Annotated in this window: 12 protein-coding genes; 3 read left to right on the forward strand and 9 right to left on the reverse strand. The window is 65.7% G+C overall.

The window, feature by feature from the left end; all coding sequences use genetic code 11:
- Positions 1-238 precede the first annotated feature (238 nt).
- Positions 239-1207, reverse strand: a complete 969-nt coding sequence (locus SR3_RS07635) for a quinoprotein relay system zinc metallohydrolase 1 (protein WP_068083219.1) — start codon at positions 1205-1207, stop codon at positions 239-241.
- Entirely contained in the window at positions 1204-1938 is a 735-nt protein-coding gene (locus tag SR3_RS07640) for a quinoprotein dehydrogenase-associated SoxYZ-like carrier (protein ID WP_068083222.1), read from the reverse strand. The genes SR3_RS07635 and SR3_RS07640 overlap by 4 nt, the downstream gene beginning before the upstream one ends.
- An 89-nt stretch (positions 1939-2027) precedes the next feature.
- On the opposite strand from SR3_RS07640, the gene SR3_RS07645 reads away from it, so the two are divergent.
- On the forward strand, positions 2028-2585 hold the full coding sequence (locus tag SR3_RS07645; protein WP_068083225.1) for a rhodanese-like domain-containing protein: 558 nt from the start codon (positions 2028-2030) through the stop codon (positions 2583-2585).
- A 195-nt stretch (positions 2586-2780) separates the two neighbouring features.
- Positions 2781-3224, forward strand: coding sequence for a pseudoazurin (locus SR3_RS07650; protein WP_407668153.1), 444 nt, complete (start codon positions 2781-2783; stop codon positions 3222-3224).
- Between the two features lie 68 nt (positions 3225-3292).
- On the opposite strand, the gene SR3_RS07655 is transcribed toward SR3_RS07650, so the two are convergent.
- Positions 3293-3775 (reverse strand): MarR family winged helix-turn-helix transcriptional regulator, encoded by a 483-nt coding sequence (locus SR3_RS07655; RefSeq protein WP_068083230.1) that lies wholly within the window; start codon positions 3773-3775, stop codon positions 3293-3295.
- Positions 3776-3877: 102 nt separating this feature from the next.
- Between SR3_RS07655 and SR3_RS07660 the strand changes: the two genes are divergently transcribed.
- Positions 3878-5047, forward strand: coding sequence for an MFS transporter (locus tag SR3_RS07660; RefSeq protein WP_068083233.1), 1170 nt, complete (start codon positions 3878-3880; stop codon positions 5045-5047).
- 52 nt (positions 5048-5099) lie between these two features.
- Here SR3_RS07660 and SR3_RS07665 read toward each other — a convergent pair whose 3' ends face one another.
- From SR3_RS07665 to SR3_RS07690, 6 genes are all read right to left on the reverse strand, one after another.
- A complete protein-coding gene (locus SR3_RS07665) occupies positions 5100-5852 on the reverse strand; it encodes a class I SAM-dependent methyltransferase (protein WP_068083236.1) in 753 nt (250 codons plus the stop codon).
- A gap of 73 nt (positions 5853-5925) precedes the next feature.
- On the reverse strand, positions 5926-6510 hold the full coding sequence (locus SR3_RS07670) for a ribonuclease T2 family protein (protein WP_068083239.1): 585 nt from the start codon (positions 6508-6510) through the stop codon (positions 5926-5928).
- 70 nt (positions 6511-6580) lie between these two features.
- Positions 6581-8155, reverse strand: a complete 1575-nt coding sequence (locus SR3_RS07675; RefSeq protein ID WP_245653819.1) for a carbon-nitrogen hydrolase family protein — start codon at positions 8153-8155, stop codon at positions 6581-6583.
- Between the two features lie 170 nt (positions 8156-8325).
- Positions 8326-10011 carry an FMN-binding glutamate synthase family protein gene (locus tag SR3_RS07680; protein ID WP_084455159.1) on the reverse strand — a complete coding sequence of 562 codons (1686 nt, stop codon included), beginning with the start codon at positions 10009-10011 and terminating at the stop codon, positions 8326-8328.
- An 88-nt stretch (positions 10012-10099) separates the two neighbouring features.
- A complete protein-coding gene (locus SR3_RS07685) occupies positions 10100-10696 on the reverse strand; it encodes a DUF1285 domain-containing protein (RefSeq protein WP_068083245.1) in 597 nt (198 codons plus the stop codon).
- Positions 10697-10779: 83 nt separating this feature from the next.
- Entirely contained in the window at positions 10780-11919 is a 1140-nt protein-coding gene (locus tag SR3_RS07690; RefSeq protein WP_068083248.1) for an MFS transporter, read from the reverse strand.
- Between the last annotated feature and the right edge of the window lie 179 nt (positions 11920-12098).

Raw genomic sequence — 12098 nt, forward strand, 5'->3', positions numbered from 1 at the left:
CATGACGTCTCCCGACGACAGGGCGGTGGCATCCGGACGTTGTGCATAACCTGTCCGTTTGCGAGACGTCGGGCGCCGCAGGCAATCGAACCATATTTCGAAAGCCTGCGGCGCGGCAACGTTGCTCCATGGCTGAACCCGAAGCGCAACGAAGACATTAAAGGGAGCGCGAGGGCGCCCCAGCTTGTCGCGCACGACAAGCGCACGCTTGTGGCCCTCGCTTTGCTTCTATCCCTTTCTAAACCTTATCAATCCGGGGCAACAACCTGCCCTCCAGCGCCGGATAGAAATGCGAGACACTGCGCTGCAATTCATACCGCCCTGCGGCCATGACGGACAGCGGCGCGGGGATCGCCATCTCTCCGGCCTCCACCATATCCAGACCGCTGCGCACGGCATCGGTCAAAGATTGATCCAGCCAGTCGATCCAGTCGCGGGTCTGGGCGATGGCTTCGCGGCCAGAGGGATCGAAAGGTCCATGGCCCGGCACCGCGCTTTTGTGGAGCAGCCTGTCCAGCATGCCAAGACTCTCGCGCCAGCGGGCCAGATCGGCGGTGGGGGTGGCGGGGGCGCGGCGGTGGAACAGCAGGTCTCCGCCGATCAGCGTGCCGGTGTGCTCGTCGAGGATCGCCAGATCGGCGGAACTGTGGCCGGAAAGGGCCATCAGACGCAGGGTTCTGCCCCCGAAACTTTCGCTTTCGGTGCGGATGGGCAGGCCGGGCAGCTTCAGATCGGTGCCGCGCATCCAGTCGTCGAGCAGGCGGTACATGCCATCGGAAAAGCCCTGACCGTCGCGCTGGATATCGGCGATGGTGCCGGGCAAGGCCGCAACGATCTCTTGCGGAAAAGCGCCCAGACCCATGGCGTGATCGGGGTGGAGATGGGTGATGTAGACGCGGATCACCTTGCGCCCGGTCAGTTGTTCGGCAGCGGCTTTCAACGCCTCTCCGTAACGCAGCGAGGGGCCGCTATCGACCAGCACCGTGCCCGCGGGCGTGTCGATGATGGTGATGTTGGCGATGGCGCCGCCATTGTCGCGCCGGATCGGCTCATCGGCCCCGGCGACCATCCAGACGCCGTCGGCAATCGCGACGGGGGTGATGGGATAGTTCAGAGCCGCAAATGTCGCGCCCATGGCGATGGCGGGAGCCGTGGCCGGGATGCTGGCGATCAGGCCGCCCAGCACGGCGCGGCGTGAGAGGATCATGACGCCGGCGCCGTGACGCTGGCGGTGTAGTCCCGGCCGTTGGTGTCGTGGGCGGCGATGGACAGCGTGGCGCCTGTTGCGGCCATGGGCATCAGCGTGAAGGCGGGGTCTTCCGACATCGCGGCCCATATCTCCATCGTGCCCAGCACCTTGTCCGCCGAGGATATGCTGAGCGTTTCAATGTTGTAGGTCGGGATATTGGCGACAAAGCCGGTGTCCATCGGATGGCGGATCACGAAGCGCAGGCGGGTTGCGCCAGCGTCTCCCGGCCATGCGCCGCCGTGGATTTCGCCCAGATGCTGCGCCCAGTCGCCGCGCACCCGGCTAACCGGAGGGGCCGAGCAGCCGCCGCCCGCCGCATCGACCCAGGCCCCGCTCACCAGCCATGAGCCGTCCGCCAGCTGCGCCGCGCCGCGCACCGGTGTGCGCTGGTCCAGCTTGATGCGGATGGCCAGATAGGGCGCGGCGGCAAGGGGGCGATAATCGGCGGCCAGCGGAATGGGGTTGAGATCGGCGAAAATCACCATGCGTTTCACCTCACCCAGTCCGCGCGCGTCCAGAGCCACGGGGAAGCGGTGCTGATCCTCGGCGATCTGCGGCATGGAGAGCTTGAGCGCCGGTTCGAAGCGGACGGGGTGATCCTCAAAGAGCGTGCGCGCATGGGCCTCCCACATGGGCGAGCCCAGCGGGTCGACCGGATAGGCCGTTACGGACGGGGCTTGTTGTGTCATGTCCTTCTCCCAAAGTCCGTGGTTACAGACGGCAAGGGCCTGCTACCATTGCACCTTCGGTCTGGGTGTGGCGGTCTGGAGGAAGGGCGATGAAGCGCAGAACAATGCTGGCGGGAGCCATGCTGCTGGCGCCGGGGCTGCTTCATGCTGCGCCACCTGACGTTGCAGCATCGGAAGCGCTGTTCAGCGCCGATGGCTATCGCGTCAGCCATTACCGGGGCCCGGTGCCCACGCCGCCCGCCGGGGTTCAGCGCATCACGGTGCGGGAGGTTGCGCATATGCAGGATCGCGCCCTGCTGATCGATGTGCTGCCGGCGCAGGGCGGCCATCGCGATGAGGATGGCACATGGCATCTGGCCGTGCCGCGCCCCAGCATCCCGGGCGCTCACTGGTTTCCCGAGGTCGGGCGCGGGGATCTGCCGCCCACCATCGGCCATTGGTTCGAGCAGGGTGTTGCGCGACTTGTCGCCGGTGATCGCCACCGGATGATCGTCACCTTCTGCCTTGCCGATTGCTGGATGAGCTGGAACGCCGCGCGGCGTTTGCACGCGTTGGGTTACCGCAACGTCCGCTGGCTGGCCGAGGGTACCGATGGCTGGCGCGAACTGGGTCTGCCGCTGGTCGATGCCACGCCCGAGCGAAACTGACGCAGTGCTGCAAGCCTCATGCAGCACGCATTCACCGCGATGATGCAACAAAGGGGCAGGGGCTCCTTCTCATGGCAATGCGGTCTCGTTCCAAAGACCAATTGTGAGCAGGCGCGCTTGCGGCGAAACCGGAACCCATGCTCCGGGCCTGCGCCGGGGAGAAAACGATAAAATTTCAGGAGAAATCTGATGTCCATGCGCCTTGCGCTTGCTGTTGCTACCCTTGGTGCCTCGCTGACGGCCTTGCCGCTGACCGCTTCGGCCAAGGAAATCGTCGTGCATATGAAGAACACCGGGGCGGAAGGGGCGATGGTCTTCGAGCCCTCCTTCGTGAAGGCCGTGCCGGGTGACGTGATCCATTTCGAGCCCACCGATGCTGCGCACAATGCCGAGAGTATCCCGAGCATGCTGCCCGCCGGCGCCTCGGCCTTCAAGGGCGTGATGGGCAAGGATGTGTCCTTCACGGCGAGCAAGCCGGGCCTTTATGGCGTGAAGTGCATGCCGCATTACACCATGGGCATGGTGGCGCTGATCCAGGTCGGCAAGGTGACCCCTGCCGAACTCGCCGCCGCCAAGGCTGTGAACCTGCCCCCCATGGCCAAGAAGCGCATGACGCCGCTGCTGGACAAGGTGAAGTAAGGTCAGCCCCTGGCGGGGTTGCAAAGCCCTCTCCTGGCACCCGTTGGGGGATGCCGGGGGAGGGCTTTTTATTGCGCCGCCAACAGCTTGGCGAGCAAACTGGACAGCATCTGCTGCTCTTCCGCCTTCAGCCCCGCAACGATGGCCTGCTGGTTGGCGACATGCTGGCCAACCAGCCGGTCGATCAGATCCAGTCCCTGCGCCGTCAGCGCGACCAGTGTGCCGCGCTTGTCCTGCGGATTGGGGCGGCGCTCGACCAGACCGGCCTTTTCCAGCCGGTCGATGCGGTTGGTCATGCTGCCCGAGGAGATCATCGCCGCCTCATAGAGATCGGTCGGCGTCAGGGCGAAGGGGGTGCCGCTGCGGCGCAGGGTGGCCAGCACATCGAACTCGCCCGGTTGCAGCCCATGCTGCGCGAACAGCGGGTTCAGCCTTTCGCGCGCGGTGACCAGCGCCGCCTCGGCCAGACGGCCCAGCAGCACCATCGGCCCGGTTTCCAGATCGGGTCTTTCGCGGGCCCATTGCGCGGCGGCCTGTTCGGCGCGGTCCATGATGACTCCATGTATCTTGACGTAGAGATAAATAGCTCTACATCAAGATAAGCCCATGGCAACCCTGACCGCAAGGGCGCTGATCATCAGCGGAGAACCATCATGTCTGAACCCCGTCCGGGCTGGCTGTTTCCGGCCCTGATCCTGCTTGTCGGCCTCAATCTGCGCCCGATATTGGCCGCGATCGGGCCGCTGCTCGATCAGATCCAGCGCGACACCGGGCTCACCGACAGTCAGGCCAGCCTGCTGACCAGCCTGCCGGTGATGCTGATGGGCTTTTGCCTGCTTGGCGCGGCGCGGGTGAGGGCACGGCTGGGCGAACGGCGCGGGATCGCTCTTGGGCTGGCGGCGATCATGCTGGCCTCTCTGGCGCGCTGGCAATGGGCCGGCGTGCCTGCCCTGCTGGTCACGGCCCTGATCGGTGGCCTTGGCATCGCGATTGTGCAGGCCTTGATGCCCTCTTTGCTGCGCCATCATGCCGGGGACCGCGCGCCGGCGATGATGGGCCTCTATTCCACCGCGATCATGGGCGGGGCGGCGCTGGCGAGCTTTGCCGCGCCGCGCATCGCCCCGGCGCAAGGCTGGCCGGTGGCGACGGGGATCTGGGCCTTGCCCGCTGCGCTGGCCGTGGCGGCATGGTGGCTGGCGAGCCCGGGGTCTGCGCAAAGCGTTGAAGGCAGCCCGGCAGCGGCGATCTGGGCCAACCGCAGGGCGTGGCGATTGCTCGGTTTTTTCGGGCTGGGCACGGGGGCCTATACGCTCGTGCTGGCGTGGTTGCCGCCCTATTATACGGCGCTGGGCTGGTCCGCGCGGCAGGCCGGGGCGATGCTGGCCGCCCTGACGCTGGCCGAGGTGGCGGCTGGCGCTGCCGTGTCCTTTGGCGTCGGGCGCTTTGCCGACCGCAGGCCGATGATCCTGTTGGCCATCGCCGCCTTGCTCGCCGGGATGCTTTGCCTGTGCCTCGCGCCTTTGATGCTGGCCTGGGTGGCGGCGCTGCTGGCGGGGCTGGGGATCGGGGCGCTGTTTCCGCTCGGCCTGATCGTGGCGATGGATCATGGCGAGAGCCCTGCGCAGGCCGGGCAGATCGCGGGCTTTGTTCAGGGCGGAGGCTATCTGCTGGCGGCGCTGCTGCCGCTGGTGGCTGGGCTGATCCGCCAGCACCTGTCCGACCTTGCCCCGGCATGGCGGCTGATGGCCGCGCTGTGTCTGTTGCTTGCCCTGCTGGCCGCCGGCCTGCGCCCCGGCGACCGCCTTTCCCCCCGAGGAGCCTGACCTTCATGTCTTTCTAGACTGTGCTGGACTTTCTGAAGAGGTTCTGAGGCGCTCAGTCCATAATCCCGGCGCGCATGGCGATGGGCCAGCGGATGGTGCGTGGCGCGGCGGGATCGCCCCACAGGGCCAGCAGGTCTTGCGAGAAACTTTCCAGAATCGCCTCCTTGCCCGCCTCGCGCGCGTTGCGCACCGCCGACCAGGTGGAGATATAGCCCAGCAGCGCTTCGGCGGACCATTCCCGCACGATATCGATGCGGGGCGGGGGCAGTTCGCGGAAAGGAAAGTCGATGCCGCGATAGCCTTCATCAACCAGACGCCTCTCGGGCGGCCAATAGGGGCCGATCTGCGCCGTGTAGAAGTGCTGAAAACGCGCGTCGAGATCGGGATCGAGCTGCATCACGCCATAGGAAAGCAGCGCCAGCACCGCGCCGGGCGCGGCCACGCGCCGGGCCTCGGCATAGAAACGCGGCAGATCGAACCAATGCGCGGCCTGGGCCGCCGTGATCAGATCGGCGTGCTGATCCTCCAGTCCGAGGTTTTCAGCGGGCGCCACGCCATAGGTCACGCGCGGATGAGGCTCCGCATGGGCGATCTGCTCGGCGCTGGGGTCGAGGCCGATGACCGTGTCGAAAGCCTCGGCCAGTTGGCGGGTGAACTGGCCGTTGCCGCAGCCTACATCCAGCGCCAAACGGCGCGAGGGCGCTATCCCGGCCAGATGGGTGGCCAGTTCCGGCGGGTAATCGGGCCGATAGCGGGCATAGGCCGAGCCGCCCTGATCGAACCAGTTCCGGGTTTCAGAGGCGATGGCGGATCTCCTTGAAGCTGTGGGCGCGCCTTATCACGCATCGCCCGCGCAGAACCAGTTCAACCTTCCCGCATCAGCAGGCGCGGAAGGCGCCATCCTTCGTCAGGCAAACCGTAACTTCGGTCACGGTGCCGTTGCGCGTGCTGACCCGCAGCCCGGCGGGCGTCATGCCGTGATTGGCGGCCAGAAAGGCCTTGGTGATCGCGGGAATGTCATTCTTGCGCAGGATCGCCCTGGAGCGATAGGCGGCAGGGATCGTCACCGCGGCCACATCCTTGCTGGACAGCTGGAAATAGGCATTGGGCGTCAGGCCCGAGCAGGTGCCATGCTTGGGCCACTCATGGTTGATCAGCGAGGGATCGGCATAGATCGGCCCCCATTGCTGGCGCTGATCGGCGGTGAGCGCGGGGCCGTCGCAATTGCTGGGATAGTCGCCGCCCTCAAGCTGGGGCCAAAGGCCGTGAAGCACGAAGCCCTTGGGGGCGCGGCACTCGTCGGCATGGCCGGTGGTGGTGGCGCAGAAGCCCGGCTCCCAGCTGAGCGCAAGGACGTAATAGTCGAAAGCGCCGGGCGCGCGCTTGCCGACATCGCCCGCCTGAGCGCCGCCGGGCAGCGCCATCGCCAGTGCGGCGGAGAGGGCCAGTGTTGCGTTCTTCATGATCTGCTGTCTCCAGGGGATATGCGCGGCACTAAAGCCGTGCGATGTGGAGATTTCAAGACAGCATAAGTTACTGGGCCTTGGGCTGCCGCACCTTCTTCCAATGCACGCGATAGAGATCGAAGCGCCTGTCCTTCAAATTCTGCACCGCGCCCGATTGGCGGCTCTTCAGCAGATCGGCCAGCGAGACATCGGCGATCGCGATGGTCTCGGTGTTGGGAGCCGTATCGGCCGCCACGCCATCGCGGGCGAAGGGGAAGTCGGAGGGGGTCAGGATCGCGCTTTCGGCGTAATGGATGTCCATCGCCTCCACATTGGGCAGATTGCCCACCACGCCCGACATGGCGACATAGCACTGGTTCTCCACCGCGCGGGCATGGCAGCAATAGCGCACGCGCAGATAGCCGCGCCGCTCATCGGTGCAGAAGGGCACGAAGAGCATCAGCGCGCCCTGATCGACGAGATGGCGGGCCAGTTCGGGGAATTCGGAATCGTAGCAGATCATCACGCCGATGGGGCCGCAATCGGTCTGGATCGCATTGGCGCCATAGCCGCCCTTGATGTTCCACCAGCGCGCTTCCGAAGGCGTGGGATGCAGTTTTTCCTGCGAAAAGGTCGCTCCGTCGCGCAGGAAGACATAGCTGATGTTGCGGATTTCCTCCTTGCCATTGCCCTTGTCGACCTGCGTGGGATGCGATCCGCCGATGATGTTGATGTTGTAGCTGACCGCCATCCTTTCCATGAAGGCGCAGAAACGGTCCTTATAGGCGGCCACCTTGCGGATCGCCTCGATGGGGGAAAGCTTGCCTGCGTCGATCGACAGCAATTGCAGCGTGAACAGCTCGGGAAACAGCACGAAATCGGCTTTGTAATCCGAGGCGACATCGATGAAATATTCGACCTGCTCCTCGAACTCCTCGATGGCCGAGATGCGGCGCATCTGGAACTGCACCGTGGCGATCCGCACGCTGGCGGGCAGGCGGCCATGGGGCGCCAGCGTGCGCGTGTTGACCGCCTGAGGCGCCAGCGGATTGGCCCAATACATCAGAATGCCGTGGCCCATGCTTTCATGGTCGACGGGCAGGTAATCCTTCAGCACGCGCAGCGGCTCGTAGCCCTGTGTCATCTGGAAGTTGATGACGGTGTCGCGCACGCGCTTGTTCTGCACGGCTTCCAGATAATCATTGGGATCGGGAAATTCGCGGCGGCGGCGGGCATAACCGGGCATGCGCCCGCCAAAGGCGATGCCTTTCAGCTCGAAATGTTCGCACAATTCGCGGCGCACGCGGTAGAAGCGCTGGCCGATGCGCAGGCGGCGGAAGCGCGCATCGACGCAGACCTCCATCCCATAGAGCACATCGCCATCGGGATCATGGCGCGAGGCATAGCCGTTGCCGGTGATCTCGAACCAGCTGTGGGGTTTCAAGGCCACCTTTTCCGAGATGATGAAGGTGGCGCAATGCCCGGCGATCTCGCCCTCATATTCGGCGACCAGCTGGCCATCGGGGAATTTGTTGATCTGGGCGCGGATCTGTTCTTCCGTCATCGATCCCGCATGGCCATAGACCCGTTCCGACAGGGCGGCGATGGCGTGGCTGTCCTTCAGCTTGGCCTTGCGGATGATCAGCTTGGGTGTGGTCGACACGTGGCGGCGATCCTTTGCGGACATGGGAGACAGAAAGACGCAGACGGGCAGGCGCAGACGGGCAGGCGCAAACGGGCAAGAGGGGACACCGGTCGTTGCCGGCCGATGCCACCTTTGGAACAATAACCCGCGAAGCCGCGCTAAGTTGCCTGTTTCGCGCCTTTAATCCGTCAGGCGTGCGCCAGACCCGCCGCAATCTCGTCTGACTGGCCGGTGGTGGCGCCAGGGCCGAAGGTCGGGCCGCCCTCGGGTTCGCCGAGGGGATCGAAGCTGTCGGCGCGGGCGCGGCGCCATTCGTCGCCCAACTCGTCATGCATTTCGCCGCGCAGCAGGGCGTTATGCTCGATGCGGGGATAGAAGGCGTCGCCGCGCAGCAGGGCGCCGCTCTGGTGGCGGATATGCAGGTGCCATGGTTTCAGCTGATGGGGATGCGACAGGCCGACCGAGCCCAGCATTTCGCCCAGCGCGCGAAGCGTGTTGCGGTGAAAATTGGCGACGCGCGGCGCCTTGTCGTCCACCACCAGCGCGCGCTGGCGCAGCGGGTCCTGCGTGGCGACGCCGGTGGGGCAATGGTTGGTGTGGCAGCTGCGCGACTGGATGCAGCCCACCGCAAACATGAAACTGCGCGCGCAGAGCGCGTAATCCGCGCCAATGGCGAAGACGCGGCAGAAGTCGAAAGCCGTCACCAGCTTGCCGCTGCAGCCGAGCCTGATGCGGTCGCGCAGCCCCGCGCCGACCAGCGCGTTATGCACGAAGCACAGGCCCTCGTTCAGGGGCAGGCCAACGTGATTGCTGAATTCGGCAGGGGCCGCGCCCGTGCCCCCTTCGCCGCCATCGACAACGATGAAATCGGGGGTGATGCCGGTTTCCAGCATCGCCTTGATGATCGCCAGAAATTCATAGCGATGGCCCACCGCCATCTTGAAGCCGATGGGCTTGCCCTCCGCCAGATTGCGCAGGCGGGCGATGAACTGCATGAACTCCAGCGGATTGCCGAAAGCGCTATGCGCGGCGGGCGAGACGCAATCGCGGTCCATCGGAATGCCGCGCGTTTCGGCGATTTCCGGCGTGATCTTGGCCTGGGGCAGCACGCCGCCATGGCCCGGCTTGGCGCCCTGGCTCAGCTTCAGCTCGATCATCCGCACCTGCGGATCGGCGGTCTGGCGGCGGAACGCCTCGGGATCGAACTGGCCATCGGCGGTGCGGCAGCCGAAATAGCCGGTGGCGATCTGCCAGATCACATCGCCGCCATGCCTGCGGTGATAAGGGCTGATTGAGCCCTCGCCGGTGTTATGGGCAAAGCCGCCCATCTTCGCCCCCAGATTGAGCGCCATGATCGCATTGGCGCTCAGCGCGCCGAAGCTGGTGCCCGAAATGTTGAGCACCGACGCCTCATAGGGCTGGCGGCAGTCCGGCCCGCCGATGGACACGCGAAAATCGCTGTTCTCGATGTGCTTGGGCTTCACGGAATGGGAAATCCAGCCATAGCCCACGGCGTTGACATCCTTCACCGTGCCGAAGGCCTGCGCATCATGCACATTCTTGGCGCGGCGATAGACCAGCGCGCGATGCTCGCGGCTGAAGGGGACGGGGTCACGCTCGTCCTCGATCATGTACTGGCGCAGTTCGGGCCGGATCGATTCCAGAATGAAGCGCATATGCCCGATGATGGGGTAGTTGCGCAAAATTGCATGGGCGGGCTGCATCAGATCGTGAACGCCCACCAGCAGCAACGGGGCCAGCAGCGCCAGCGGCAGAGCCCACCACGGGCTGACCAGAACGCCCAGCGCCAGACAGGCAAGGGTGAGAACGCCAACGAGTTGCAGGATAAAATAACGCGTGATCACACCGGACATGCTCTGCCGCCCTTATCGCCTGCACTGCTGAACCGCCTTGTTTTACGGCGCAGTTGTGACGGTTGGGCGACGGATGATTGACAGCGCCTTATGAAGCGCTGCCCAGCGGGAAGAAACAGCCTTCGCTCCACAGGCCCACAGTACCATCGGTTGGACCATCGGTTGGGCCATCCGGGGAGGCCGGTTCCTCCAGCGCCAGATTGGCCAGTTCATAATAGGGCGCGCGCCCGATCAGCGCATCGAGCCCCTTGCGCACATGCAGATAGAGCCTTGCGCCATGGCCGCGATCCTCAAGGCTGAGCCGATGATCGGGCCCGGCCACCACCAGATCGCCGACATTGGTGCGGAAGGCCAGACGCCTGTCGCGGCCTTCGCCCTCGCTCTTCATCTCGACGGCCACGAAGGGCGCGTCCTCCACGGCGATCGAGAGCTTCTCCACCGGCGTGACCAGCACATGGCTGCCATCCTCCTCGCGCCGCAGCACGGTGGAGAACAGGCGCACCATCCTGGGCCGGGTGATCGGCGATCCTTCATGCAACCATGTGCCATCGGGCAGGATGCGCATGGCGCTGTCGCCGCAATGGGGCGGGTTCCAGCTTTCGACCGGGGGCAGCTTGCCCTCCTCGGCCAGTTTGGCGATGTCGTTCAGCGTCAGGCCGTTGATGGCCTCGGGCAGGTTGGTCATGGCGGCTTGCCCTCCTCAGGCATGAAACGCTTGAAGGGGCCATACGGCACCGGCGCGCGTCTGGCCATCCGCCATGATGCCGTTCAGTCAGCCCGCGATGGCGCCACCCGCGCCGTCAGCGGGATGATGAGGAACAGCGCGGTGAGCATCGCGAAAGAGGTCCGCAGCCCGGCATGCTGCGCGACAAAGCCGATCATCGCCGGGCCCAGCAGAATGCCGGCATAGCCCGCCGTGGTCATCACCGCGACCGCCAGATGGGCCGACATCACGCTCTGCGATCCGGCGACGCGGAAATAGACCGGCACGATGTTGGCCGCGCCAAGCCCGATCAGCACGAATCCCGCAAGCGCCACGCCCGCCACCGGCGCCGCCAGCAGCACCGCGAAACCGGCGATCACCACCACGCCGCCCCACAGCACGGCGGCCCGGTCGCCGATTTGTGCGGTCAGCCTGTCGCCGGTGAAGCGCCCGAAGGTCATGGCGATGGCGAACAGCATATAGCCGGCGCCCGCGTGGCGGAGGTCGAGCAGGCGCAGATCGGTGATGAGCAGCGCGCCCCAGTCGAGCAGCGAACCCTCCACCAGAAAGGTGACGGCGGCCAGCCCGCACAGGCCCAGCACGATGCCGCGCGGCATGGCGACATGGCTTTCCTCGCCCTCGGGTCTGGAGATCAGCAGGCGCGGCGCCATGATCAGGCTGGCCACCGCCATCAGCCCCGCGCTGAGCAGCGTGGCGGCCCAGACCTGCGTTCCGAGCGTGAGCAGGCCTGTCATGGTGGCCGCGCCCGCAAAGCCGCCGACGCTGTAGAGGGCGTGAAAGCCCGAAAGCAGCGGTTCGCTCGAGGCATTTTCCACCTCGATGGAATGCACATTCATGCCGACGTCCAGCGCGCCCAGCGAGGCCCCGAACAGCAACAGGGCCAGGCCCAGCGTTGCCGCCGAGGGCGCAAGGGCCAGACAAGGCAACAGCAGGACAAGCCCCGCGCTGCCGCCAAGGATCACCGGGCGGGTGCCGAAGCGCGCGCTCAGCGTGCCTGCGCCCAGCATGGCGATGACCGAGCCGCTGCCCAGACACAGCAGCAACAGGCCAAGCGCGGCATCGTCGATCCCCAGCCTGTTTTTCGCGAAAGGCACCAGGGGCGCCCAGCAGGCGATGCCGAAGCCCGCGATGAAAAAGGCCAGACGCGTGGCAAGTCGGGTGGCGGGGGTGTCGGCTTGCGGCACGGTGCTTGGTCTCTGCAATCGTGAGGTCGGGCGTCAGGGCGGGATGGGCGAGGCTGCGGTCTGGCCAGGATCGCCTGCCGGATCAACCGCCATGTCGCGCTTGTCGACGAAAGTCCGGGCTTTTCACGCAGCCCTGCGAGCGAGTGGATGAACGGCGCGCCGGACAGCCGCCAAACCTT

This window comes from Novosphingobium rosa NBRC 15208 (assembly GCF_001598555.1).
In the GTDB taxonomy this organism is placed as follows: Bacteria; Pseudomonadota; Alphaproteobacteria; order Sphingomonadales; family Sphingomonadaceae; genus Novosphingobium; species Novosphingobium rosa.

Bases quoted from the DNA above. Each gene is read 5' to 3' on its own strand.
- SR3_RS07640 (WP_068083222.1), bottom strand. From the start codon at position 1,938: ATGACACAACAAGCCCCGTCCGTAACGGCCTATCCGGTCGACCCGCTG.
- SR3_RS07650 (WP_407668153.1), top strand. From the start codon at position 2,781: ATGCGCCTTGCGCTTGCTGTTGCTACCCTTGGTGCCTCGCTGACGGCC.
- SR3_RS07680 (WP_084455159.1), bottom strand. From the start codon at position 10,011: ATGTCCGGTGTGATCACGCGTTATTTTATCCTGCAACTCGTTGGCGTT.
- SR3_RS07645 (WP_068083225.1), top strand. From the start codon at position 2,028: ATGAAGCGCAGAACAATGCTGGCGGGAGCCATGCTGCTGGCGCCGGGG.
- SR3_RS07635 (WP_068083219.1), bottom strand. From the start codon at position 1,207: ATGATCCTCTCACGCCGCGCCGTGCTGGGCGGCCTGATCGCCAGCATC.
- SR3_RS07655 (WP_068083230.1), bottom strand. From the start codon at position 3,775: ATGGACCGCGCCGAACAGGCCGCCGCGCAATGGGCCCGCGAAAGACCC.
- SR3_RS07670 (WP_068083239.1), bottom strand. From the start codon at position 6,510: ATGAAGAACGCAACACTGGCCCTCTCCGCCGCACTGGCGATGGCGCTG.
- SR3_RS07685 (WP_068083245.1), bottom strand. From the start codon at position 10,696: ATGACCAACCTGCCCGAGGCCATCAACGGCCTGACGCTGAACGACATC.
- SR3_RS07660 (WP_068083233.1), top strand. From the start codon at position 3,878: ATGTCTGAACCCCGTCCGGGCTGGCTGTTTCCGGCCCTGATCCTGCTT.